Here is a 23,471-nt window from a genome sequence, read left to right on the forward strand (position 1 = left end):
GTTCTCACCTCCTCTGTGGCCATTCTTTTCCCGTTTTCTTATCTCTCAGGCCCATGATTTCCAGTCCATGGAGCCCCGCCACAGCATTTAAGGCGCAGCTGACATTATAGATGTATGTCGGCATCCGGCCTGCTGCCTGGACTGCCTTACCAGCTGTCGGATCTGGATAACCTTCATTGTTCTTGTAGCTCATTTCACACCTTCTTTCATTTCCGCAAGTCTTTCTTCTGCATCCTCTCGGCTAGAAAATATGATTTGCTTGACTTTACCAGCCTTTATGTAGTGAATCGTGTTTCCTGTCAAATACGGATAGTGTATCTCCTGCCAGTCTTCTGGAGGAAGATTTGATGTACCTGGGCAGTGCTGGTACAGGATGCAGTTACTGCAGGTTCCATCTTCACTGGCCGGCTGGCTTCTACAGAACTGGATCAGTGTGTTGTATGCTGCCAGTGCCAGCTCTGGAGTAATGTCCAACTTCTTTTCATGTTTCTTCATTCTGGGTTTCTCTGCCTTCCGATACCGGTCACAGTGGTCTCCGTCTTCTACAAGGATTCCTTTACGATCACAAAGACCATCGTCGTTATCGATACAGTTTTTGCATGTCTTCATACCTTTCCTCCTTACGATATCCTGATTGCTCTGTTTACCCGGCGCTGGCCTTTTGGCCTGGGTGTGAAAATCTCTTTTTCTTTACATTCCATCGGACTGCAGCCCCTTGGGTGACCTGTGATCAAAAGATATTCGCAGAACCTGGAACCAGTCGTGTTTGTGTCTCCGCCTCTGGAAAAATACAGGCATTTCTCGCAATGTTTCTTTTTGTTATGATTAATCTCTCTTTCTGTCAGTTCTGACCATTTCTTCATCATTCTCTCCTGACGGACCTAAAAAGTTTCGTCCGAACACTTCCATAAATTTTGCGTGATCATATCTCTTTTCAAATTCTCTCTGTGCCATGCGCTGCATCTCATGCCGGATCCGGGCGTTGTTGTGTACAGCCTCCGGGCCGTAGATGTGATGATCATTGCACAGGTATACTTTCAGACCATATTCCTCGGAGTTCTTCCGGTTTGGTCCTCCGAACACATGATGCTCATCAAGGATCCTGTGTTCATTCCAGTTATCGTGAAGCGCAACACAGAGATAGCAGGTCCGGCTGCTCTTGTCATGCAGGATGCTGGCTGGATGGCGCATTCTCTTTTTCTTACTTTTTTGTTTTGGAAATAACATTTCTGCCCCTTCCCGGGGAGGTCAGGGCCTCCCCTTATGTAGTTGTGATATATTTGGATTTTCAAAAACACCCTTTACTCAATCCATGGACGTCCTTTTTTGTCCACTTTTCCACGCAGCCATTCTTCCCAGAAGCTGATCTCTCGTAACCTGGAGAATGGTATGCTTCCAAAGGTCCGCATTGCTGCTGCCACGTAATCCGCCCAGCCGTATAATGTGAGCGTTTCAAGATATTCTTTCCGGGTTATTGCTTTTTCCGGAATAGCTTCCGGAATAGTTTCATTGTTTTCCGGTACTGGGTCGGACTTCTGTTCTTCTTTATGGATCCCCGGTACAGAATCTTCTGGTTTCTTCGGGATATCTGGTTCTTGCACCGGTTCCGGCATATATTCCGGATGCTGATCGATACTGTCCTGTCCAGGAATCTGTTCTTCCTGTTGCGCCGGCGCAATCTCTGGTTTTTCCATCACCTTCTCCGCCGAAATATCCCCATGTACATTCCCGATGTTTTTACCGCTATGCTCTGGCATTTTCGGTTCCACAGGTTCTTCCTGCTTCTGGGCTGTTGTTCCCTCGTCCGGCAGTACCCCGAAGCATTTCTCCCAGGTATGGGCCCCTGCATCGTACTCATCGAACAGGCTATGCACAACATCGAGGAAATATCGATATGTGATATCCACCGGCGTCTCTCCGAACACCTTGACCATGATCCCTTTTGTTTCCTCGTAAAACATCAGATACACAGTGCCTTTCCGGTAACTCCTGCTGCCGGACGGGCTGATCATCTCTGCCAGGTCTTTTGGTTCCATAATTGAGCTGTACACTGCGTTGAGGATATCTTTATTCTCCCTGCAAAACTCCTGTATCGTTGCTTTCAGCTTTTCTTCCGGGCTTTTTGCATCCTTCCAGTCAAGCAGCCGGGCCGGATCTGCTTCATTTTCTTTTTCAAACCTCTGGAATTCTCTGATATCCTCCCTTTTCACTTCCGGCGTGAACATCTGCCGGTCTGCTTCCTGGACCTGCAGGAGTTCGGTCAGCTGCGAGAACTTAAATTCCCGGTACTGTTCTTTCAATTCCGGTGTATCCCCATCTGTAGAATATGTTTCATATACGTTCATAAAACGGCTTACACCGGTCCTGGTCATTCCATATTCTGCGGCCGCAAATTCGGCTATGCTGCTGTATCCGTCATTTTTATAAGCACCTGACCGGTCGATCCTCGTCAGCTGCCATCCGATCCGGACAAAACTCTTTACGATACCCCCAAGATTATTTTTGATGTCATTTTTACTCTGGATGTATTCATCCATGCTCAGCTGTACATATTCCATGCTTTCCTCCTTATGCGGTCACTGACTTTATCTGATCTTTTTCCTTTAATGCTTTTATGTATCTTCTCAGATGCCTTTCTATCCTGATTTCATCTGGCTTTGTATCCCGGATCCCATACCACTGTAGGATCTTTGTCCCGCAGATCTCTATTGTGATATACGGTGTTTCCGGCGCTAACTTTGAACGCAGGAAAAGGATCGTGCTCCGGCCGGTGTTATGCTTATTCAGATAGCTGTCCCCGCCGACGCAATGATGGAGGATCCTTCCTTCTGCAACGATCTCTTCTGCTGATCTTGCCGGCCGTATCAGATAATCCTCGTCTTCGTAAATATATTGATTCCTCAGACCCCTGTAGTTCTTTCGGATGTCCGGATATTTTTCGCTAACTGCCTGTTCTCTCTTGCGGATCTCTTCCGCATTTGTCTCAATGACCATCTGGTCATGGGCAAGCCTCAGGTCTCTCGGAAAAAGGAAAATCTGGTTATGCAGGTCATACCCCCTCTGTATCCGCATATGCAGATAATCCACATAAGTGCGGGTTACGCCGCTTACAGCACCTGCTGCCCTTCCACACATGGGTTCCTGCATAGTATCCGGGATCCCGCATCCGGAATACTGCTCTATCCTGTGCATGAACTTTGCTACTGTGGTATATTTCAATATTTCTTCCAGATCGTTCTGCCGTACCTGGCTTTCCGCAAGGAATATGCTTTCCTGTACTGTCACGTGGAGTCCCATCCGTTTCTCCATCTGCCACACTTTCAGATAGTCAGGGTTTCCCTGCAAGGTCTTCAGGTCCCTGAGCCTTCTTTTATAGATTCCAAGAAAACATTCCGGCTTTATGGCATCCTTGTCTGCTATGATCCCGCAGTAGCCCTCTACTATGGATTCCGCTATATGATGTAATCCCATTTTCGCAAACATCTCTATCTGCGGCCATTGGATATATCTTTCGAGGTATTCTTTCAAGTTGTACATGGTCTTATGTTTTCCATACATCTCTGCTGCCGAATATCTCAGGAATGTGGTCCGGAGTTCTTTGTAGCTTTCCGGATATATCTTTGCTGCTTTGATCGAAATGTTGTTCATTCCGCACAAATTGCAGTCATCCCAGAATTCTCCGGAGTAAGAACTAAATTTATGATAATCTGTCTGTGGCCTTTTTCCTTTTTCCAGGTAAGTCCTTGCGATCTCAGTTATGATCATCTTTTCGCCTGCGCCTATCATGATCTCTTTTTCATCCAGGAAAGTATCCAGTCTGTATATTTTTTCTATCTCCACGTATCTGATCACTGCTCCGTCGTCCTTATATCTCTGTGCAATAAAGCAGTTCATCCCATGCCCCCATACTCCTTTGGCCTTTCCCTGGGCTTTATACACCCCTGCAGCACCACAATGAGGGCACGTTCCCACCGAATCATGTTGCGGGACCGGGATTATCTTTTCAAACTGTCCCTCGTAGGTGTCTTTTCTTCTGACCGCTGCCTCCGTCACCTGTCCGCATGCAGAGCAGGTTATATCCGCATATCTTCCATGACGCTTGTAGTACAGGAAGTGTTCTGTTCCGATACCTGTTTTTTTCGCCCAGTCTTCCAGTCCTTTCGGAAGCGGCGGGGTGTTCTGTTCCCGTTCTTTAAGCCTGTCCGCACGTTTGTCTTCCCTTTTCTGGACTCTTTGCGCTTTGATGTTATAGATCAGGCTCTGCAGGGCACCTACCCAGGTGGTGTATTTCCGTTCCCACGTATCTCCAGTAAACTTCCACACCATATCTCCCTGGGACCTAGCCATATAACACTTGTTGTCTCTTTTTTTGCAGTTACTGCCGATCTTTTCCCTTTCTTCATCCAGACCTGCTGCCGACCAGACCCCTGCATCCGGATAATACAAGCCCCAGTCCTTCTGGGTAAACACCATCCGGATCCACGGGGTCTGCAGCTCCCGTTTTTTGTTTTCGTAAACTTCAACAAACAGATGGCTCTCTCCACGGATATCCTGCAAAAATACAACTGCTGTGTTACGATACTGTTTGTCTGCCCTGACGCCACCCCGGAAAGGGATCTTTTCTATCTCCTTTTTCTTCATTTCCTGCTGCCTCCCAGATAGTAATCACGGATCAGTTTTTTTGCGGTACCCATGTCCGGATCTCCGAAGGTCACTTTTCCGGCGTTGACTCCTGCAGCCTTTATGATCTCCTTGTCCACAGGTACCTGGTTCTTAAAGGCATGCTTCAAGATCTCTGCGATGCACTGCTTCAGGCTCTTTCCTTTCTTGCGGACCTGGTGTGCGACCATCTCATCCTCCATGCAGAGCCCACGGATATACTCCACCCAGTCATTCATCAGACCGGCCAGTTTCAGGGATCCGCATTCCACATCCAATTTCCCCATGGCGGCCGTCACAGCATCGCAAAGATACGGGATATCGCCGGACTGATACATCTCAACATAGTCTTCCGGGATGCCGTTCTCCTGCGCCATCACTTTCAGGTTCTGGATATCTCCTTCATTCAGCAGGTTCTCTGCAAGCTCGTTGATCTCCCTGCAGCTGCTCATCTCTCCAAATCTTTCGAACATTTACATCTTCTCCTTTCGTTTTTTCATAGCTTCCTGAAGCCAGTTTGAGTAACTATGCTTCCCGGCTTTTGCTGTTAATGTTAAGCGATGCTCTTCTATCAGCTCCCAGATCCTTTTCCAGAGTTCTGCGTTCCCAATCCTGGTGCCTCTGGCATCTTCCCAATTGGCTGCTGCCATTTCCGGAAGTTTCCGGATACGGGAGACCACATAAACATCTTCTGTATGGACGCAGACATTGCTTGTCTTTCTGATCCGCGATAATGCTGCCACCAGATTTTGAAGGGTTGCACTATGGTATGTTCCAGAAATACATTGGAACCCTTCTGCTGTTTTAATTGCGCCGGCGCAAATCGTTTCCAGGATATATGCACATTTTCTCTCTGTATTCTTCTGGGCCTTGCTGTCTGCCTCCAGATATATGTCTACTTTCCACATGTCAATCCCTTCTATTCCCTGTTCTGACCAGTATGTAATGCCGGTATGCGTAGCCTGTCACCTTGTTTTTCCCATGTTTTACTGAACCAGGAACAATCGCCCATCCCTTTGGTGGTTTCGGATCTCTCGGTATCCCCTGCCTGTCCACCAGGCTCCGTTTCTTTATCTCTTCTTTCTCCGGATCCTTGCGGATCAGGTTTCTGGATGGGTGGTACCGTTTCAGGTCCTCTGGCTCATGTTCTTTTAACGGCTTGGTTATGTATTCTGCCAGTTCTCCGGAATCTACGTCATATACTCTCTTCGTCTGTGCATGGCCATGGTTCCATAACATTTCCACTAGAAGCCCTGTATCTGTCTCATTGTTTGATTTCCGGTTGACCAGGATATGTACGTGGGGTCCGCCCTGCTTTCCAATCTCCAAGCGGTATATGTACTTCAACTCCCATCCATATTTTTTATACTTGTCCCGGAGCTTTCGAATGAATTTTGACATATCTTTCTGCATCTGTTTCCAGGGCGGCCGTGAGCCTTTCTTGTACGTCAGCGTGAACCAGTAATCTCCTATTCCGAAATTCCATTTAATCAGACGGCGGACATCCCGTTCCCTTTTCCATTGGTTCTGTTTAGCAATCTCTTCCGGAGTGGCTTTTCTCCTCTTCTGTCTTTTCTGTCCCCTGGCTCCATATCTGCCCGTATGCTTTTCTTCAACTTCCCTGGTGTTCCCACAGTCCCAGATCCATCTTATATATCCACACTTCATAAGCAATCCTTGTCCTATCTCTAATACGTTTAATCAAGCCTGTAAGGGGATTCATACCCCAAAAATAAATACGGGCTTTTCACCCGTGCCGCTTGACTGTTCTCCTCCCAGATGCTATGATGATGTTGAACGTTTACATCTGGGATTTTTCCCTTTGCCAGCACACTGCTATGTGCTGGCATTTTTTATCTTCGTTTCTTATACCCCGTCCCGACCACGGCCACAAACGCCACCTGCCAGAACAATCCTACCATCAGGAGCATCTCTGCCGGGCTTCTCCACTGCCAGAACGGCAGATTTGCCACCGGGAGGGCTATACACAGGGATATGATCGCATCTCGTTTCATTTCTTGCCTCTTTTCTTATGTTCTTCATCCACCAGAGGGCTGAGCTCTGCAAGTTCCTTCTCGATCTGGTTCAATTCCAGGCCGTATTCCGGTTTCCAGTCCACTCCACTGTGGTTCAGGATCTGTGTCCGTCTGTTTACCAGCTCTATGTATCTGCTTACCTGCTGTGCTGTCATGTGTTCCTCCTTTATGCTGTCTTTTCGTAGTTCATTCCTTCCAGGGCTTCTTTTACACGCCGGAGGATCAACTCCGACGCTTCTTCTTTTGTGAGCTCTCTTTTTTCTCCGTTTACCTGGATTCTTGTGATAAATTCAATATCTTTCATGTTTATCACCTCTGTTATATCTTATGAATGTATTGATTTTTGTGTTTATAAAATTTTCACTACTTTGTCGAACGCTTTTTCTTGCAGTTTCGACGGTGCGCTCCTATTCTGTATATACAGGACACTGCCATGCCTGAGTAAAATGAAAGGAGCGATTTCTATGGAAAAAATCACAACCAATGATCTTCGCGAACATCTTGACCATTATTCCGCAGAGTTTCAAAAAATGATCAATAATCCTTCTATTCCACCTGAATATCAGAGTCTTTTTGACACTCTTTCCAGGAATTGTCACTATATGTTCTCTGAAATTATTGATTATCTAAATCAGGCCGAATAGCATCTGATTCTTTTTCTGTACCGCCTACCTCAAATTCAATTTTTGTTGGCATGTGGTACAGAATCTTTCCAGCTTCATCAATCAGCTTTTTTGCTTTTTCCAGATCCTGTAGCACTTCTGTTTTTCCTCTTATATTAATCAGCATTTTCAACTCGCCTCCTTCTGATCTGACAAAAGATATTCCATGGTTACTCCTAAGTAGTCAGAAACTTTCTTGAGTTTCCCTATTCCAGGCTGATGTGTATCCCATTTATAAATAGTACTTCTCGCAAATCCTAAATCGGCTTCCAGCTTTGTTACCGAAATACCTTTTTGTTTACAGGTTTTCTTTATATTTGTATAAATTGGCATTTTGCACCTCCTTTGTTTTTTTCGCAAAATATTGCGTTTTTCATTGACAAATTGCGCAAAATATTCTATATTAAAAGCGTGACCAATATAATATAGAACGCTATTTTTTATCTTTGACTTTCGCAATATCTTGCGCAACTTGTAATTTTATTATACACAAGATATGGCGTATGTCAATAGTAAATTGCGCAAAATTTGGAGGAACTTACTATGGGACTTTACGAAAACGTAAAGGAAGCCGCCAAAGCAAAGGGATATTCTATAAACAGACTGGAAAAAGAACTTGGATTTGCAAGAAGTTATATAAGTAAATTCAAAAATATAACTCCCAGTGCTGACAAAATTCAAAAGATTGCAGACTTCCTTGACGTAACATCTGAATTTCTACTGAACGGAAAAGAAAGCAGTTCTGAATCCGTTCTTACTTCAAAAGACAACCGTGACATCGCCAAAGACCTGGACAACATCATGGAGAAACTCACTGCCGGTGAAGATGGCCCTGCCAGTTACAACGGTGAAGAGCTCAGCCCAGATGCCGCAGAGCTGTTCCGGGATGAGTTAGAGATTGCCCTGAAGCGATTGAAGATCATCAACAAAGAAAAATACACGCCAAAGAAATATAAGAAGTAGGTGAGATGCTTGAATCGTGACATCAAGAAGATCGTTTCGTACTATAAAAGAAAAACAGGAACATCAGACCCTTTCGCCATTGCCGATCAGCTTGGTATTCTCTACCAGATCTGTAACCTGCAATTCGAAGGATGCTACATGTTCCTGAAAAATCACCGCTACATATTCATTAATAGAAATCTTCCGGAACACGAACAACGTCTGGTCATGGCTCATGAGCTTGGTCATGCTCTCCTGCACCGGAAAGAGAACTGTTACTTTATTAGAAATAAAACGCTTTTATTAAATTCAAAGAAGGAAATCGAAGCGAATAAGTTTGCTATGGAGCTACTGTTGCCGGATTCATTCTTAGATGAATACAGAGACTTTACTATTGATCAAATTTCCAGAATGACTGGATATGAACAAAAATTAATCCAACTTCGCATTGAAAATTAGTATTTATTGGAGAATATTATGGAAAAGAACGTATTAGATAAGATTGTTGATAGTAAGAAACTTCCTGTTTTGTTTATAGGGTCTGGAATATCCAAAAGATATTTATTTAATTATCCTACTTGGGACGAACTGCTTGAATTATCATTTAAAAAATATAATTCAGATATTTTCCAGTTGCAAAAACATAAAGATGCCCTATTTCGCCAAAATTTATCCGACTTTGAAATAAATGCTAAACTAGCATCTATCATAGAAAATGAATTTAATGCCGCGTTTTTTGACCGAAAAATAAAATTAAATATCGGTAACGCCAAAAACCCCGAATGGGTAAAAAGAGGGATTTCACCTTATAAGATGTTTCTTTCTTCATATTTTAAAAAGATGCATTTACGCAGAGGTCATTTAATAGAACAAGAGCTTGAACGCTTTAAGCAACTAAAGAACAAAATTTCAGCAATCATTACAACAAATTACGATTTATTTCTTGAAACATTTATTTTTCCCGATGACTATACAGTATTTACAAACCAAACTCAGCTTTTCAATTCGGATAGTTACAATATCGCTGAAATATATAAAATACATGGTTCTGCAACTGATGCTAATTCTATTATCATTACTGAACAAGATTATAGAACTTTTAATGATTCTCGCAAACTTATTATTGCCAAAATGTTAACATTATTCGCTGAATCTCCAATTGTATTCTTAGGATATTCTTTTACTGACGAAAATATTCAAGGAATAATTAGCGACTTTTTAGGTTGTTTATCACCAATTCAGCTTCAAAGTATTCATAACCACTTTATTTTCATTAGCTATAAAAAAGGAGAATTAAATTTACAACAAATTCAACGAACCATTACCACTCGTCAAGGAAACGAAATTCCTATTACGGAAATTCAAACTGATAATTATTTAAAGGTATATGAATCACTTAACAAAATTACACCCGGTATTTCGCCTGTCAAAATCAGAGCAACAAAACGAATAGTTAAAAACATCGTTGATAACAATTTATCTTCTGATAATGTAGAAGCAACTATTGTAGGATTAGATGATTTAAATAATATGAATTTTTCTAATAAACCTCTAGCAATTGCAATTGGTTATCGTGAAAGTATATTAAACAAATTTGGATATGGCATTTTTGATGATACACTGATATTTGAAGACATTTTATATGACAACAAACATTTTGATGCTGACTCCATGTGCTCGGATCGATTTAAGTCAATTCCTCATACAAGATTACTTCCTGTATTCAAATATGTAAAAGCAACAACTTTACATATAGATCCACTTTCACACTTAGGTGCCTATATAGAAAAACATAATTCTATTGACTTAATTATTACTAAAAAAATTCAAAAATCATTAAAGAACGTTCCAACCATTAATAATTTTAATGATCTTTTAGCTGAAATAGATAATGTAACAGGTCTTAATAAAAAAGCCGGACTATTATTAAAAAATATTACTTCTTTTAATATTTCAAAGATACGAGAAATATGTAAACGCTTATATTCCTCTGATAAAGAAGAAATTAAAACCTCTACTCATTTCAAAAGATGTGTTATGTATATTGATTTAATGGAAAATTATTTCTAAGCAACAGAAAAAGTCAGTAAACCTTTTCTGGTAAACACCAAAAACATTACTGACTTTTTCTAAATAATTATTCAGAACACTTGAGGTTCTGTGTTCTACTTAATCAACTGTCAACAAAAGGATAAATCCTTTTTTTCTCTTGACAATCTGAATAATACTCTTTTTATATCGATTTGTCAAGAAATTTCCGTCGACAAAAACCGGCTCCTGCGCCAACAGGAACCGGCATGTAGCTTCCGAAGATGCTACTCATTTCGCAAAAATATTGTATCATCTTCGGAGCGGCTGCACAATCAGAACGTTTGTGCGCTGTTATTTTTGTACCCTTTTTTACATAATTTTAACCGAGGTGATAAAATGCAAAAAAGAATGGCTGCTTTATATGTCCGTGTTTCCACAGAAGATCAGGCGGAATTGTCTCCGGATGCTCAAAAAAGATTGTTGCTGGAATACGCAAAGAAGAACGATCTCATAACCTGTGAAGAATTTATTTTCTGTGAGAGTGTTTCCGGCCGTCACGCCCAAAAACGTCCAGAGTTTCAAAAAATGATTGCAATGGCAAAACAATCCTCTCATCCCTTTGATGTGATACTGGTATGGAAATTCTCTAGGTTTGCTAGAAACCAGGAAGAATCCATCGTATATAAAAGTATGCTCAAGAAAGATGATGTGGAAGTTATCAGTATCTCTGAGCCGCTCGTAGACGGTCCGTTTGGTTCTCTTATTGAGCGTATCATCGAATGGATGGATGAATATTATTCCATACGGCTCTCCGGTGAGGTAAAGCGTGGCATGAAAGAGAAAGCTTTGCGCCATGGTTATCAGAGCACCCCTCCCCTTGGTTATAAGGCGGTCGGTGGCGGAAAGCCATTCGTGATTGACGAAGCCAGCTACGCTATTGTGTCCTATGCTATGAATTTATACGATTGCGAAAATATGGATGAAACCGCTATAGCAAGGAAGTGCAATGATCTAGGATATCGCACTAAGCGTGGAAACCTCTTTGAACGAAGAAGTATTGACCGTATTTTACGAAATCCTTTTTACTGTGGGACAGTCACATGGAATGGAATGGAATTTGAAGGTTCTCATGAGGTCAGAATCTCAAAGGAACGTTTTCAGGAGCGTCAAAAGCTGATCCAGGCCAGGATGCGCCCAGCCAAGTCCCGTAGCGTATCCACATGCAGGCACTGGCTGTCTGGACTTTTGAAATGTTCGATCTGTGGCGCCACTCTTGCCTATACCGGTGGCGGCAAAGATGGCTATCATTATTTCAACTGCTGGCAATATGCAAAGGGCTATCACAGAGGCACTTCTTCTATTCCGGTAAAAAAGGCTGAAGAAGCTGTTATTGAATATTTTGACAAGATTCTTGAAGGTGCTGACTTTTCTTATGTCCGGAAAAGTAATTATTCTGTCAATAATGAAGTTACAGTTGATCAGATTCACAAAGAGTTATCCCGGATAGATATGAAAAGCAAACGAATCCATGATGCTTATGAAAGTGGAATTGACTCTCTTCAGGAATACAAAGAAAATAAAGAACGTCTGAATGATGATCGATCAAAGTTAGAGTTTGAACTTCACAACCTACTGCGCAAGAAAAAAGAAAAGTTTACAGATAAATCAGAGGTTTTGAAAGAGATTAAATCTGTGAATGACGTACTCAAGGATCCGGATGTTGGATATGAAGAAAAAGGCATGCTTATCCGGACTATTGTTGATCAAATCGTCTGGAATAAAGAAAATAACAAGATGTATTTTGATATTATTGTACATTGATTTTTTATCTGCTATTGCACTCCGGCCCGCCATACTGGCTGGATATAAACTGTGCCAGCTTTGCGTTAGGCGTCTTGATATTTACAGGATACTGGAGTCTTTTTTCATAATTCCACATACCTTATCTGCACCCTCCTTCCTGTTCCCATGGAAACGGCTGTTCCATCCACTGCCATGACTTAAGATTGCTGTCGTTTCCGGTATCAATGGTCAGCGGTCCATAAAATTTTGCATATTTTTCCAGAAGCTCATTTCTTCTTGCTGAAAGCTCACTGTAATATTCAAGAGCTCTTTTTTCTTTTGGATGCGTATCCAGAAAAAGGAGAAGATCGTCAATGGCAAAGCTTACCTGGTCAATAAACTGCAGCAGTTCTTTTTTGGAAGTACAATTTCCATACATCATCGACTTCCTCCTCTCCTGCCGCAGAACGGCTTGCAAAGCTCAGGGAAAATAGTTCCGACCTGAAGAGCTTTTTTCAGCTCAAAGGTAGGCGCAAATTCCTGGTATGGCACATACGCCATTGCAGGAACCTGTTTTGCCATATCAGAAAATGATCGATCCGTCCGGCCTGCCATCCCGCTATTCATCCCACAGGTATACTGATATGGCCGGCAGCCCGAACGATTCATCTGAAATCGGTCCATAATCGAAATCCTTTCATTCATGATCACGCTATATTTTATGACCGTTTTTTAAACTTGTGAAAACAGGAATGTTCACTTTCCTTCATATATATCTATCTTTCTGCCATTTTTTTCTATATATACAGGAAAATATTACTGTTTAAAAATCAGATATACAGTGCTATAATATCCTTGCCTATCTTTACACGGATGGGCGCTTTTACTTATGATTTGTAGCCCTGACCGGCTATTGAAGGAGGAAATTATGCAGGTAATTATTGTAGGCTGCGGAAAAGTCGGTAGAAATCTTGCAGAGCAGCTTCAGGCAGAGGATATTGATATCACTCTTGTCGACGTTATTGCCGACAAGATCAATGATCTCTGCGAAAATATCGACGCTATGGGAATCGTCGGTAATGGTGCCAGCATCAATACTTTAATGGAGGCAGGTGTTGATACTGCAGATATTCTGATCGCAGTTACCGCTTCTGACGAGTTGAACCTTCTCTGCTGTCTGATCGCGCAGAAGGCCAACCACTGTCAGACCATCGCCCGCGTCCGTAACCCCATTTATGAAAAAGAAATCGGATTCATCAAAGAACGTCTTGGTGTTACCATGATCATTAACCCGGAGTTTGCCGCTGCCCAGGAAATTTCACGGCTTCTCCGTTTTCCATCTGCGATCAAGATTGACACCTTTGCACGTGGTCGTGTAGAACTTCTCAAGTTTAAAGTTCTCCCGGAATTCAAGCTGGACGGAATGAGCGTTTCCCAGATCTCAGATGCTTTCCGAAGTGATATTCTGGTCTGCGCGATCGAGAGCCGTGACAATGTATCCATTCCTGGTGGTGATCACATTATACACGACGGAGATATGGTTTCCATTCTGGCTTCTCCGCTTAATGCAGCGGCATTTTTCCGTAAGATCGGTCTCAAGACCAATCAGGTCAAAAACTGTATCATCGTAGGTGGCGGAACCATTTCCTATTATCTTGCCCATGCACTTCTGGGTATGAAGATCAGTGTCAAGATCATCGAGCAGAACAAAAACCGCTGTGAGCACTTAAGCGAACTGCTTCCAGATGCGACTATCATCAATGGTGACGGAACGAACCGTTCTCTTCTGCTAGAAGAAGGACTTTCCGAGTCCGAATCCTTTGTCACTCTGACAAATCTGGATGAGGAGAATGTATTTCTTGCTCTCTTTGCCAAAAGCATCTCCGATGCCAAGCTGGTTGCCAAGGTCAACCGTCTGGAATTTGATGATGTCATCGACTCCCTGGATATCGGAAGTGTCATCTACCCGAAAAATATCACTGCTGATTATATCCTGCAGTATGTCCGTGCCACTCAGAACAGCATCGGCAGCAATGTAGAAACCCTTTATCATATTCTGGATGGCAATGCAGAAGCACTGGAATTTGCGATCCGTGAGGAATCTGCCGTAACTTATATCCCTCTTGCAGAGCTGAATCTCCGCAAGAATCTTCTGGTGGGATGCCTGAACCGCAACGGCCGCATCCGCATTCCCCGTGGTCAGGATATGATCCAGGTGGGAGATACCGTGATCATCGTAACCACTCACAAGGGGCTTCGCGACATCACAGATATACTTGAAAAATAGAGGTACTGCCAAATGAATTATTCGATTATTATTTATATCCTGGGATGGATCATGAATGTGGAGGCTGTCTGTATGCTGGTTCCCGGCATCACTGCCCTTATCTACCGCGAAAAATCCGGTATTGCCTTCCTGATCACGATTCTGGCATGTCTGGCCATCGGTGTTCCACTGGTCAGCCGCAAACCGTCCAAGAAAGCGTTTTACGCCCGTGAAGGCCTTGTGACTACTGCTTTAAGCTGGATCGTCCTCAGTATTGTCGGTGCTGTGCCGTTTGTGCTCAGCGGGGCTATCCCGAATCCCATTGATGCTTTTTTTGAGATTGTTTCCGGTTTCACTACAACCGGTTCCAGTATTCTCTCCGATCCATCACAGATGCCTTACAGCATCAATATCTGGAGATGTTTTTCCCACTGGATCGGTGGTATGGGTGTTCTGGTATTTATCCTGACACTGCTTCCGCTTGCAGGTGGCTATCATATGAACCTTATGAAGGCAGAAAGCCCCGGTCCTTCCGTAGGAAAGCTTCTTCCAAAAGTCCAGTCAACTGCCAAGATCCTGTACAAGATCTACATTGCACTCACTGTTGCACTGATCATCCTCCTGCTTCTTGGGGGGATGCCTCTTTACGACAGTCTCTGTGCAGCATTTGGAACTGCCGGAACCGGTGGGTTCGGAATCAAATCCGACAGTATGGGAAGCTACAGCTTATATATTCAGATCGTCATCACCATCTTTATGATCCTGTTTGGCGTAAACTTCAATGTCTATTTTCTTCTTCTCACCAGGAAGTTTTCTCAAGCATTGAAATCTGAAGAGGTCCGCTGCTACTTCTTTGTGATCATCGCTTCTGCCCTGATGATCACATTCAATGTCCGACATCTGTTTGACAATGTGTGGGAAGCACTTCAACAGGCATTTTTCCAGGTTGGTTCTATTATCACCACCACCGGTTATGCCACTACGGATTTTAACCAGTGGCCTGCGGTATCCAGAACGATCCTGGTACTGCTTACCTTCTGTGGTGCCTGTGCCGGCAGTACAGGCGGCGGAATCAAGATTTCCCGTCTTCTGCTTCTTGCAAAATCCGTCCGCAAGGAACTGCATCTTTATCTGCATCCCAATGCAGTAAAAAAGATCAAAATGGACGGAAAAGCGGTGTCTCACGAAGTTATGCGTGCCACCAATATTTATATGATCGTTTATCTGATGATCGTGGCTACATCTATCTTTATCATCAGTTTTGATGAATTTGATCTTGTAACAAATTTCACAGCCGTAGTCACCACTTTAAACAATGTGGGTCCCGGTCTTTCCCTGATCGGTCCTACCGGAAACTTCGGGATCTTTTCTCCGCTGTCCAAGCTGGTCCTTTCTTTCGATATGCTGGCCGGCCGACTGGAGCTATTTCCGATCCTGATCCTTTTCCTTCGTGAAACCTGGAAGAAATTCTGATAAATATTCGTCATATTTTGCTATGTTTGTGGCATAAATTGTTCTTTTCACATTTATTTCAAATGTTAGACACACTTTCTTCACATTTTTACTGTATATTATAAACCATAGAAGGTGATGAACTTTCTATAATATTTTTCTTTTTCATACGCGCCGGTACGAAAGTACCGGCCTCCTTCCATTTATGGAGTATTTTTTTCCACTCCCTCATAATCGAAATCCGGAATAAAGCTTTCTGAAGCAGTTTCTCCTTCCTGTATAAATCCATTCTGAATCCCCATATCCACAGCAGCATCCAGAACTTTTTCATACTCTCTTTTTGTAACTTTCCGGTTTAATTCCTTAAATTCCACAAATTTTCTCACCGGCGTATACTGATTCATAATACTGATATAAATATCTTCCCCATAGGTTTCATGAAGATACCTCAGAGCCTTTATGGAATTTCCTGTATGTCCCGGCAGGATCAGATGACGGACAATAGTTCCTTTCCGGATGTATCCATCCTCTCCAAACTCACATTTCCCGGTCTGACGCACCATCTCTCCAATTGCAGCCTTTGCAGCCTGCACATAATCCGGCGCATAAGAAAATTTCTGTGCAAGCTCCGGATCCAGATATTTCAGATCCGGAAGATAAATGTCCACATATCCTTCCAGAAGCTTCAGGGTTTCTGTTTTTTCATACCCGCTGGAATTATACACCACCGGAATATCCAGACCATTCCTTCGGGCCATATCCAGTGCCTCTATGATCTGTGGTACATAGTGTGCACCTGTTACCAGATTGATGTTTGCAGCTCCTTTTTCCTTCAGTTCCAGAAAAATCTCTCCAAGCCGTTCCACACTTACAGCCCGTCCCCTGCTCCCGATGGCAATATCATGATTCTGGCAGAAACAGCAGCGCAGCCCGCACCCGGAAAAGAACACTGCCCCGGAGCCTTTTGTTCCGGAGATACAGGGTTCCTCCCACATATGAAGTGCAGCCCTTGCCAGATAAATTCTCTCATCCATGCCACAGAAGCCTTTTTTCCCTGCACTCCGGTCTGCCAGGCATTCTCTTGGACAAAGAGCACAAGCTGACATAATTTCTTCCGTACAGTGCGCGCTCCCTGCCATACTGCTGATTTTATTTTCATTCTCCACTTTCACTTTTCTCCTGATCTTTCTTCCAATATCGTTATTTTCTGTTATCTAGTACTAGTTTAGCACATCACGTCTGCTGCCAACAAGGCTTTCTCTGTTTACACTATATACTTAATATAGTACAATGGATTTCATGGAATCTTAAGAATTTACCCCTTTCGTCTTAATTTCCGGCTGCTATTCTAATAACATCAGGGAGGTACAAAAAAGTGGCTAACATACTTGTTTGCGATGACGACAAAGACATCGTGGAAGCTATCGAAATCTATCTTACGCAGGAAGGCTATCACATTCTGAAAGCCTATGACGGACAGGAAGCGCTGGATATCCTGAACAGCGAAACTGTAGATCTGCTGATCATCGATGTGATGATGCCCCGTCTCGACGGGATCCGGGCAACGGTCAAGATCCGGGAAAGCAATCCTCTGCCCATCATCATCCTGTCCGCAAAATCTGAAGACACGGACAAAATCCTGGGCCTTAACATCGGTGCAGATGACTATATCACCAAACCTTTCAATCCTCTGGAGCTGATCGCCAGGGTAAAATCCCAGCTGCGCCGGTACACACAGCTTGGCTCCGCTGCACCGACAGCATCGGAACATATCTACACAACCGGAGGTCTTACGGTAAACGACGACAAAAAAGAGGTGCTGGTAGATGGAGAAGCGGTACGGATGACGCCCATCGAATATAATATCCTGCTTCTTCTCATGAAAAATCCCGGACGTGTTTTTTCCACCACGCAGATCTACGAGAGCATCTGGAATGAAGATGCTCTGGCCGCGGATAACACGGTAGCTGTCCACGTCCGTCACATTCGCGAAAAGATTGAGATCAACCCCAGGGATCCCCGCTATCTGAAAGTTGTCTGGGGCCTGGGTTATAAAATCGAAAAACTGAGCCGGTGAACCAGCCGGCCATGAAGTATCTGTACTTCAGAAAGGGGTATTATGAATAAAAATAAACATACGGAAAAAAACCGTTCATTTATGCGCATTCCTGCTCTTGTCCTTGCCCTTATCCTGCCTCTGATCATGGTCTTTTCAGCGGCACTGGTGATCCAGGCAGGTATCCGGATGGACTCTGCAGAAGATCTTAAAACAAAGGATTATTTCCAGACCTCTGCTTTTGCTGACAGCTTTTACTCAAAAGCTTCCACAATCCTGTCCGGAATCTCAGCCAGAGAAATCCTGGATAAAACAAACGAAGATGCATACATTGATCTCGGAGAGCTTTATAACGGAGATTCCCTCTCCTTCAAAAACACCTCCGGACTAGCCTATTCCTTCAATGATCTTAAGGAATGGAGCTCACAGACCATCCATTCCAATGATGACTGGATCGTCCTGGGCCTTACCACCCCGGAGGGTGAAAAAAAATATATGTACTATTCCGATTTCAAAAAAGCTCTGGAAGACGGAACCCTGCAACTAAATGCCAACTCCGGTGCCCTGAAATACGAGGGAATTTCCCAGAAAGACTGGACTGAGAGGATTCTTTCCGCTCTGAGCGCCGAATATGCAGACGGCGGCATCCAGTCACAGGAACCTCTGAAAAACATTACAGACAAAAACGGAAACGTGGTTTACACAGACGTGGCAGATATGCTCACTCCGATCCTTGATATCCCCTGTGCACCGGAAGGTTACGACAGTCTCCTGGATTACATGAATTCCACCTCATCCAAAACCAGGAATTTCAAAGGGAACCTGAACGATGCCTTTGAGCAGCTGGATAATGCCCGGGATCTTTTTTCCAGCTGGACAGAAGCTGCTCAGACACTGGATGAATACAGCAGTGATAATTCCAATATCCATTATGCCTATACGGATAACACCTCACAGAAAATCTTCACAAATACAGATGCAGCCTATACTTCCGACCTGACTGATATTTCCGGTTTTTCAGACAAAAAGCCTTACGTGTTCCTAAATGTCAACGAAACTGCCACAGATGAGAAAAATGCCCGGAATGGTCTTATGAATCTGAACCTTTCCGCTGCTGCAAACCCTTCTGTAGGAAACTGGATCGATCTCCTTCGAAACTCCACATACGATGAAAACTGCAGTTTTCTTGCCTGGATCGATGATACCAGCCTTCCTGTACAGGATTCCATTAAAACTGACAGACAGCATTTCCTGACTTACCGTACTTTATTTATCCCGGCTGCTGTGATCACCGTGATCAGTTTTCTGCTCTTTATCATAGATTTTATCTGGCTTACTGTCCACACCGGAAAAAGAAATTCCGCTAGCGGTAATACAGACACTGCTCAACCAGAACTGAACTTTTTTGACAGGATCTATACGGAAGTAGCAGCCGGACTTGTGTGTATCCCGGCACTTGGTGTATTGACTGCAGGACTGAGCATGCAAGCTTCCACCTATAACCTTGTCTCCTCCCTGATCATCCTGGGTATCACGATTTTCCTGATCACGTGCCTGTTCTGGATCGGCTATTTAAGCCTGATCCGCAGGATCAAAGCTCGCACCCTGTGGAAAAACAGCCTGCTTCGCAAATGTCTGAAGCTTCCCCGTCTGTGTCTTTGCAAAGCCGGTAAACTGATCGATTTTTTCTCTAGGAATACCATCAGCAGAATCCGCATGATAGTGGGACTTGGCGTATTTCTATTTCTTGAATTTTTCTTCAGTGCCCTGCTCGCGGCATCTGATGGATGGTTCCTGATGTTTTTGCTTCTATTCCTTCTGGATCTGGGTGCGCTTTTCTGCGTCTACAAAATTGCTCTTGGACGGGAACTCCTCCTTGATGGCCTGAAACGGATCACCGATGGAGAGCTCACTTACAAGATCCCGGAAAAGGAACTCCGTGGTGATCAGAAAGCAATGGCACAGTATATCAACCGCATTGGTGACGGGCTGGACGCTGCCGTGGAAAAAAGCCTCAAAGATGAGCGTATGAAAACCGAATTGATCACCAATGTCTCCCATGATCTGAAAACGCCGCTGACTTCCATCATCAATTACATTGATCTGCTGAAAAGGCTGAACCTCAAAGATCCGGAAGCACTGAAATATCTTGAGATCCTGGACTCAAAGGCACATCGTCTGAAAAGTCTGACCGAAGATGTAGTGGAGGCTTCCAAAGCCAGTAGCGGAAATCTTTCTCTGGAAATGACGGAACTGAACTTTGTGGAAATGCTTTACCAGGTGATGGGTGAATTCGAAGAACGGATGGAAAACAGACATCTGACCCTGATGACACATCTGCCTGATTCTCCTGCCATGATCTATGCCGATGGCAGACGGATGTGGCGTATCCTTGAAAATCTTTTCGGCAATATTCTGAAATATGCCATGGAGAACACAAGGGTCTATGCAGAAGTTCTTCTGGAAAAAGATCAAGTCATCTTTACCCTGAAAAATATTTCCGCACAGCCTCTGAACATTCCGGCTGAAGAACTGACCGAACGTTTCATCCGCGGCGATGTTGCCAGAAATACAGAAGGCAGCGGACTTGGATTATCCATCGCACAGAGCCTTACCCAGCTTCAAGGTGGCACCTTTAAACTTTATCTGGACGGTGACCTTTTCAAAGTCTGCTTAAGTTTTCCACAGAAGATCTCTCCCACAGCCTTATCCGCACCGGAAGATCCTCATTCCGAAGCATATTCTTAACCATTCATAAAAAACAGCAGCGGAAGCCCTGATGATATGATGAATCAGGAGCCAGGCTGCTGTTTTTCTCTTATTTTTGTTCTCTTTTACACTTTAATGGTGATCTCACGGTCTGTCCGGTTATATTTATAATACCGGACTCCGGCTGCATCCAGCATTTTTTTGGATGCGATCACCGACGGAGTATCTGCATATTTATCACAGTCGTATACGATAGTCCTGATCCCTGCCTGGATAATAGCCTTGGCACATTCGTTGCAGGGAAACAGGGACACATAAAGCTTGGCACCTTCCAGACTTCCTCCTCGGTAGTTCAGGATGGCATTGAGCTCACTGTGTGTCACATAAAGATATTTGGTATCCAGCGGATCTCCTTCTCTTCCCCAGGGAAACTCATCATCGGAGCATCCCTTTGGAAATCCATTGTACCCCATTGACAGGATCTTGTTATCTTCACTTACGATACAGGCACCAACCTGTGAATGCGGGTCCTTGGAACGCATGCCGGAAAGCATGGCAACCCCCATAAAATACTCATCCCAGGAAAGATATCCCTGTCGTTTCTGTCCTTTTTTATCCATACAGAATCCTCTTTTTCTATTGGTTTCTTACTGATCGATCAATCCTCGATCATGTTGATCCTTCTGATATGACGCTCATCCCCGGAAAATGGTGTATCCAGGAATGTATCCACGATCTTCAGAGCAAGTCCCGGTCCTACTACACGACCGCCCATGGCCAGAATGTTGGCATCGTTATGAAGTCTTGTTGCCTCTGCAGTAAAGCAATCTGTACAAAGTGCAGCACGGATTCCCTTGAATTTATTAGCAGTGATGGAAATTCCGATACCTGTTCCGCAGATCAGGATTCCTTTCTCACACTCACCATCCACGATCGCCTGTGCTACTTTCTTTCCATAAACAGGATAGTCTACAGATTCCGGACCATTGCATCCAAAATCTTTGTACTCCAGTCCTCTCTCTTCCAGATGCTTCTTTACCTCCTGCATCAGCTCATAGCCGCCATGATCACATCCCAGTGCTATCATTTTCTTTCTCCTCCTCAACGTTGATAATTTTATGACCAGCCGCTTTCAGTAAGCGGTTCATGATCGCCTGTCCCATTCTTGGTGTAAAAAATGCCTCTGAATAAATGGCACTTACATTACAGCTGTCAAAATCACGCAGGACCTCGTACAGATGATGCGCGATGGTTTCTTCCTGCTCCCGGCTTCCGATACTCTTTACGATTCCATGTGAATATCGGCCTTTTGTTTCATCTGTTGCGATGATCCCCACCGTCAGTCCCTTCTCCTCAGCCTCTCCGGCTCTTTTTTCGATCTCCGCGATCACACCCTCTGTGGCCCCCTCCACAATGGCAAGATCTGCCTTTGGTGCATAATGACGGTATTTCATTCCCGGTGCTTTTGGATGGACCTTGCTGTCCGGTTTGATCAGTCCCTTATCCATCCTTACATCTCCAAGTGTTTCCCGGAGCATTTCCAGGGAAATATATCCCGGCCGCAGGACTACCGGTATGTCTTCTGTAAAATCTACGATCGTAGATTCCAGACCGATATTTACCTGTCCTCCATCAATGATCATATCAATGGCTTCTCCCAGATCCTCTGCCACATGTCCTGCTGTCGTAGGACTTGGTCTTCCGGAAGTATTGGCACTTGGCGCTGCCACATATCCGCCAGCCGCAAGGATCAGCTCCTGTGCGATAGGATCACTTGGAAAACGTACTGCCACACTGTCCAGTCCTCCGGTTGTTTCCTTTGGCACGATATCTGCCTTGGGAAGGATCATTGTCAGCGGACCCGGCCAGTATTTCTCAGCCAGTATTCTGGCTTTTTCAGGAACCTCCGTAACGATCTTATCCAGGTCACGGATATCTGCGATATGTACGATCAGCGGATTGTCCGAAGGTCTTCCCTTGGCTGCATAGATCTTCATCGATGCTTTCGGATCCAGGGCATTTCCTCCAAGGCCGTATACAGTCTCTGTGGGAAATGCCACAAGCCCGCCGTTTTTCAGGATCTCGCCACCTCTGGCAATTGCCTTTCTGTCTATATTCTCCGCTGTCATAACTGCTATTTCTGCTTTCATTTTACGCTCCATTTACTGTCTGATATAAATCCCCTGCTCTTCAATAAAATCTTCCAAATCCTGAAGGGCATCCTGTGCCCAGGTTTCGGATTTCTGAAAAGTCTCCGGGAAAAACATGTCTTTTACTATTTTTTTACCTGTTTCTGTTTTAAAGATCTTCTCTACACTTTTCTTTATATGTTCTTTATCCAGTCCATCTTCAAAATAATTAACCAGAAAATCAGCTTCCACAAGGATCTGATAATCCAGCCCGTCAATATCCTTATAGGTATGATGATGTCCTACCAGATATTCCACTCTGCGGATCACCCTCTCCTGAAAGCCCAGTGCGGTAAGCATCTCTCTGGCAGCTGCCGGACCTTCTGCTTCCTGCGTCTTTCCATCAGAGCGTCCGTATTTTTCCATACCGACTTTGATCCCGATATCATGAACGAGAGCCGCGGCTTCCAGAACATACATCGTATCTTCATCCAGACCCTCACTCTGGCCGATCAGCCTTGAAAGATCATGCACCTTCACAAAATGCTGGATATGCTTCGGATCCCCCTGATAATAATGGATCATTTCCATATAAAGTCTGTCGATTCTGTTCATAATATCCTCCTCTCTGCTGCCATCCTGCAACTGCCACTTTTTTCAGTATACTGCTCAGCAGAAATCTCCTGCTGAGCATATCCGTTAACAGATAGCCACATAATAGTTACATTATAGCGTTATTATGGAAAA

28 protein-coding genes and 1 pseudogene are annotated in these 23,471 nt (G+C 44.0%); 8 read left to right on the forward strand and 21 right to left on the reverse strand.

Going from position 1 to position 23,471, the window contains the following annotated elements:
• Positions 1-4: 4 nt before the first annotated feature.
• From BN3261_RS08180 to BN3261_RS08230, 13 genes are all read right to left on the reverse strand, one after another.
• On the reverse strand, positions 5-193 hold the full coding sequence (locus BN3261_RS08180; RefSeq protein ID WP_059085976.1) for a hypothetical protein: 189 nt from the start codon (positions 191-193) through the stop codon (positions 5-7).
• The gene (locus BN3261_RS08185) at positions 190-609 is read right to left on the reverse strand and encodes a hypothetical protein (protein WP_059085977.1); all 420 of its coding nucleotides are present in this window, start codon (positions 607-609) and stop codon (positions 190-192) included. Before BN3261_RS08185 ends, BN3261_RS08180 begins: the two co-directional genes overlap by 4 nt.
• A 216-nt stretch (positions 610-825) precedes the next feature.
• Entirely contained in the window at positions 826-1,227 is a 402-nt protein-coding gene (locus BN3261_RS08195; protein WP_059085979.1) for a hypothetical protein, read from the reverse strand.
• A 74-nt stretch (positions 1,228-1,301) separates the two neighbouring features.
• Positions 1,302-2,558, reverse strand: a complete 1,257-nt coding sequence (locus tag BN3261_RS08200; protein WP_059085980.1) for a hypothetical protein — start codon at positions 2,556-2,558, stop codon at positions 1,302-1,304.
• 10 nt (positions 2,559-2,568) lie between these two features.
• Entirely contained in the window at positions 2,569-4,641 is a 2,073-nt protein-coding gene (locus BN3261_RS08205) for a PcfJ domain-containing protein (protein WP_059085981.1), read from the reverse strand.
• On the reverse strand, positions 4,638-5,132 hold the full coding sequence (locus BN3261_RS08210) for a hypothetical protein (protein ID WP_059085982.1): 495 nt from the start codon (positions 5,130-5,132) through the stop codon (positions 4,638-4,640). Before BN3261_RS08210 ends, BN3261_RS08205 begins: the two co-directional genes overlap by 4 nt.
• On the reverse strand, positions 5,133-5,567 hold the full coding sequence (locus tag BN3261_RS08215; protein WP_059085983.1) for a hypothetical protein: 435 nt from the start codon (positions 5,565-5,567) through the stop codon (positions 5,133-5,135).
• A 1-nt stretch (position 5,568) separates the two neighbouring features.
• Complete coding sequence (locus BN3261_RS08220; protein WP_059085984.1) at positions 5,569-6,327, reverse strand: rolling circle replication-associated protein; 759 nt, start codon at positions 6,325-6,327, stop codon at positions 5,569-5,571.
• Between the two features lie 185 nt (positions 6,328-6,512).
• Complete coding sequence (locus BN3261_RS17685) at positions 6,513-6,674, reverse strand: hypothetical protein (RefSeq protein ID WP_173746044.1); 162 nt, start codon at positions 6,672-6,674, stop codon at positions 6,513-6,515.
• Positions 6,671-6,850 (reverse strand): hypothetical protein, encoded by a 180-nt coding sequence (locus BN3261_RS08225; RefSeq protein ID WP_059085985.1) that lies wholly within the window; start codon positions 6,848-6,850, stop codon positions 6,671-6,673. Before BN3261_RS08225 ends, BN3261_RS17685 begins: the two co-directional genes overlap by 4 nt.
• Positions 6,851-6,861: 11 nt before the next feature.
• Complete coding sequence (locus tag BN3261_RS17690) at positions 6,862-6,999, reverse strand: hypothetical protein (RefSeq protein ID WP_173746043.1); 138 nt, start codon at positions 6,997-6,999, stop codon at positions 6,862-6,864.
• A gap of 311 nt (positions 7,000-7,310) precedes the next feature.
• A complete protein-coding gene (locus BN3261_RS17695; RefSeq protein ID WP_173746042.1) occupies positions 7,311-7,484 on the reverse strand; it encodes a hypothetical protein in 174 nt (57 codons plus the stop codon).
• 2 nt (positions 7,485-7,486) lie between these two features.
• Positions 7,487-7,690 (reverse strand): helix-turn-helix domain-containing protein, encoded by a 204-nt coding sequence (locus BN3261_RS08230; RefSeq protein WP_059085986.1) that lies wholly within the window; start codon positions 7,688-7,690, stop codon positions 7,487-7,489.
• A 210-nt stretch (positions 7,691-7,900) separates the two neighbouring features.
• Here BN3261_RS08230 and BN3261_RS08235 point away from each other — a divergent pair, with 210 nt between their 5' ends.
• The 4 genes from BN3261_RS08235 to BN3261_RS08250 all read left to right on the forward strand — a co-directional run bounded on the left by BN3261_RS08235 (position 7,901) and on the right by BN3261_RS08250 (position 12,151).
• Positions 7,901-8,320: a helix-turn-helix domain-containing protein gene (locus BN3261_RS08235; RefSeq protein ID WP_059085987.1), complete on the forward strand. Its 420-nt coding sequence runs from the start codon at positions 7,901-7,903 to the stop codon at positions 8,318-8,320.
• A gap of 9 nt (positions 8,321-8,329) precedes the next feature.
• Positions 8,330-8,758, forward strand: coding sequence for an ImmA/IrrE family metallo-endopeptidase (locus tag BN3261_RS08240; protein WP_059085988.1), 429 nt, complete (start codon positions 8,330-8,332; stop codon positions 8,756-8,758).
• A gap of 18 nt (positions 8,759-8,776) precedes the next feature.
• Positions 8,777-10,369, forward strand: a complete 1,593-nt coding sequence (locus BN3261_RS08245) for an SIR2 family protein (protein WP_059085989.1) — start codon at positions 8,777-8,779, stop codon at positions 10,367-10,369.
• A 357-nt stretch (positions 10,370-10,726) separates the two neighbouring features.
• Positions 10,727-12,151, forward strand: a complete 1,425-nt coding sequence (locus tag BN3261_RS08250) for a recombinase family protein (RefSeq protein WP_059085990.1) — start codon at positions 10,727-10,729, stop codon at positions 12,149-12,151.
• A gap of 19 nt (positions 12,152-12,170) precedes the next feature.
• Here BN3261_RS08250 and BN3261_RS17245 read toward each other — a convergent pair.
• From BN3261_RS17245 to BN3261_RS08260, 3 genes and pseudogenes are all read right to left on the reverse strand, one after another.
• Positions 12,171-12,269 (reverse strand): annotated as a pseudogene (locus tag BN3261_RS17245) (manganese catalase family protein); the annotation flags it as partial.
• Between the two features lie 3 nt (positions 12,270-12,272).
• A complete protein-coding gene (locus BN3261_RS08255) occupies positions 12,273-12,551 on the reverse strand; it encodes a spore coat protein CotJB (RefSeq protein ID WP_015527158.1) in 279 nt (92 codons plus the stop codon).
• A complete protein-coding gene (locus tag BN3261_RS08260; RefSeq protein ID WP_015527159.1) occupies positions 12,551-12,796 on the reverse strand; it encodes a spore coat associated protein CotJA in 246 nt (81 codons plus the stop codon). The genes BN3261_RS08255 and BN3261_RS08260 overlap by 1 nt, the downstream gene beginning before the upstream one ends.
• 244 nt (positions 12,797-13,040) lie before the next feature.
• On the opposite strand from BN3261_RS08260, the gene trkA reads away from it, so the two are divergent.
• On the forward strand, positions 13,041-14,399 hold the full coding sequence (trkA, locus tag BN3261_RS08265; protein ID WP_015527160.1) for a Trk system potassium transporter TrkA: 1,359 nt from the start codon (positions 13,041-13,043) through the stop codon (positions 14,397-14,399).
• A 12-nt stretch (positions 14,400-14,411) separates the two neighbouring features.
• On the forward strand, positions 14,412-15,851 hold the full coding sequence (locus tag BN3261_RS08270; RefSeq protein ID WP_021651380.1) for a TrkH family potassium uptake protein: 1,440 nt from the start codon (positions 14,412-14,414) through the stop codon (positions 15,849-15,851).
• A gap of 182 nt (positions 15,852-16,033) precedes the next feature.
• Here the strand turns inward: BN3261_RS08270 and BN3261_RS08275 are convergent, their stop codons facing one another.
• Positions 16,034-16,969 (reverse strand): radical SAM protein, encoded by a 936-nt coding sequence (locus tag BN3261_RS08275; protein ID WP_044961497.1) that lies wholly within the window; start codon positions 16,967-16,969, stop codon positions 16,034-16,036.
• 236 nt (positions 16,970-17,205) lie between these two features.
• Here BN3261_RS08275 and BN3261_RS08280 point away from each other — a divergent pair, with 236 nt between their 5' ends.
• Together BN3261_RS08280 and BN3261_RS08285 are read left to right on the forward strand one after the other, a co-directional pair.
• Positions 17,206-17,907, forward strand: coding sequence for a response regulator transcription factor (locus tag BN3261_RS08280; RefSeq protein WP_059085991.1), 702 nt, complete (start codon positions 17,206-17,208; stop codon positions 17,905-17,907).
• A 42-nt stretch (positions 17,908-17,949) separates the two neighbouring features.
• A complete protein-coding gene (locus BN3261_RS08285; protein ID WP_059085992.1) occupies positions 17,950-20,634 on the forward strand; it encodes a sensor histidine kinase in 2,685 nt (894 codons plus the stop codon).
• An 86-nt stretch (positions 20,635-20,720) separates the two neighbouring features.
• On the opposite strand, the gene BN3261_RS08290 is transcribed toward BN3261_RS08285, so the two are convergent.
• Genes BN3261_RS08290 through BN3261_RS08305 form a run of 4 tightly spaced genes read right to left on the reverse strand, consistent with a single transcriptional unit; the run spans position 20,721 to position 23,339 of the window.
• Positions 20,721-21,215, reverse strand: coding sequence for a deoxycytidylate deaminase (locus tag BN3261_RS08290; protein ID WP_015527165.1), 495 nt, complete (start codon positions 21,213-21,215; stop codon positions 20,721-20,723).
• Positions 21,216-21,253: 38 nt separating this feature from the next.
• Positions 21,254-21,682 carry a ribose 5-phosphate isomerase B gene (gene rpiB / locus BN3261_RS08295; protein ID WP_015527166.1) on the reverse strand — a complete coding sequence of 143 codons (429 nt, stop codon included), beginning with the start codon at positions 21,680-21,682 and terminating at the stop codon, positions 21,254-21,256.
• Complete coding sequence (locus tag BN3261_RS08300) at positions 21,663-22,745, reverse strand: L-threonylcarbamoyladenylate synthase (protein WP_059086902.1); 1,083 nt, start codon at positions 22,743-22,745, stop codon at positions 21,663-21,665. The genes rpiB and BN3261_RS08300 overlap by 20 nt, the downstream gene beginning before the upstream one ends.
• 12 nt (positions 22,746-22,757) lie before the next feature.
• Positions 22,758-23,339: an HD domain-containing protein gene (locus BN3261_RS08305; RefSeq protein ID WP_059086903.1), complete on the reverse strand. Its 582-nt coding sequence runs from the start codon at positions 23,337-23,339 to the stop codon at positions 22,758-22,760.
• Positions 23,340-23,471: the final 132 nt, after the last annotated feature.

The sequence above is a fragment of the Blautia massiliensis (ex Durand et al. 2017) genome (genome assembly GCF_001487165.1).
In the GTDB taxonomy this organism is placed as follows: domain Bacteria; phylum Bacillota; class Clostridia; order Lachnospirales; family Lachnospiraceae; genus Blautia_A; species Blautia_A fusiformis.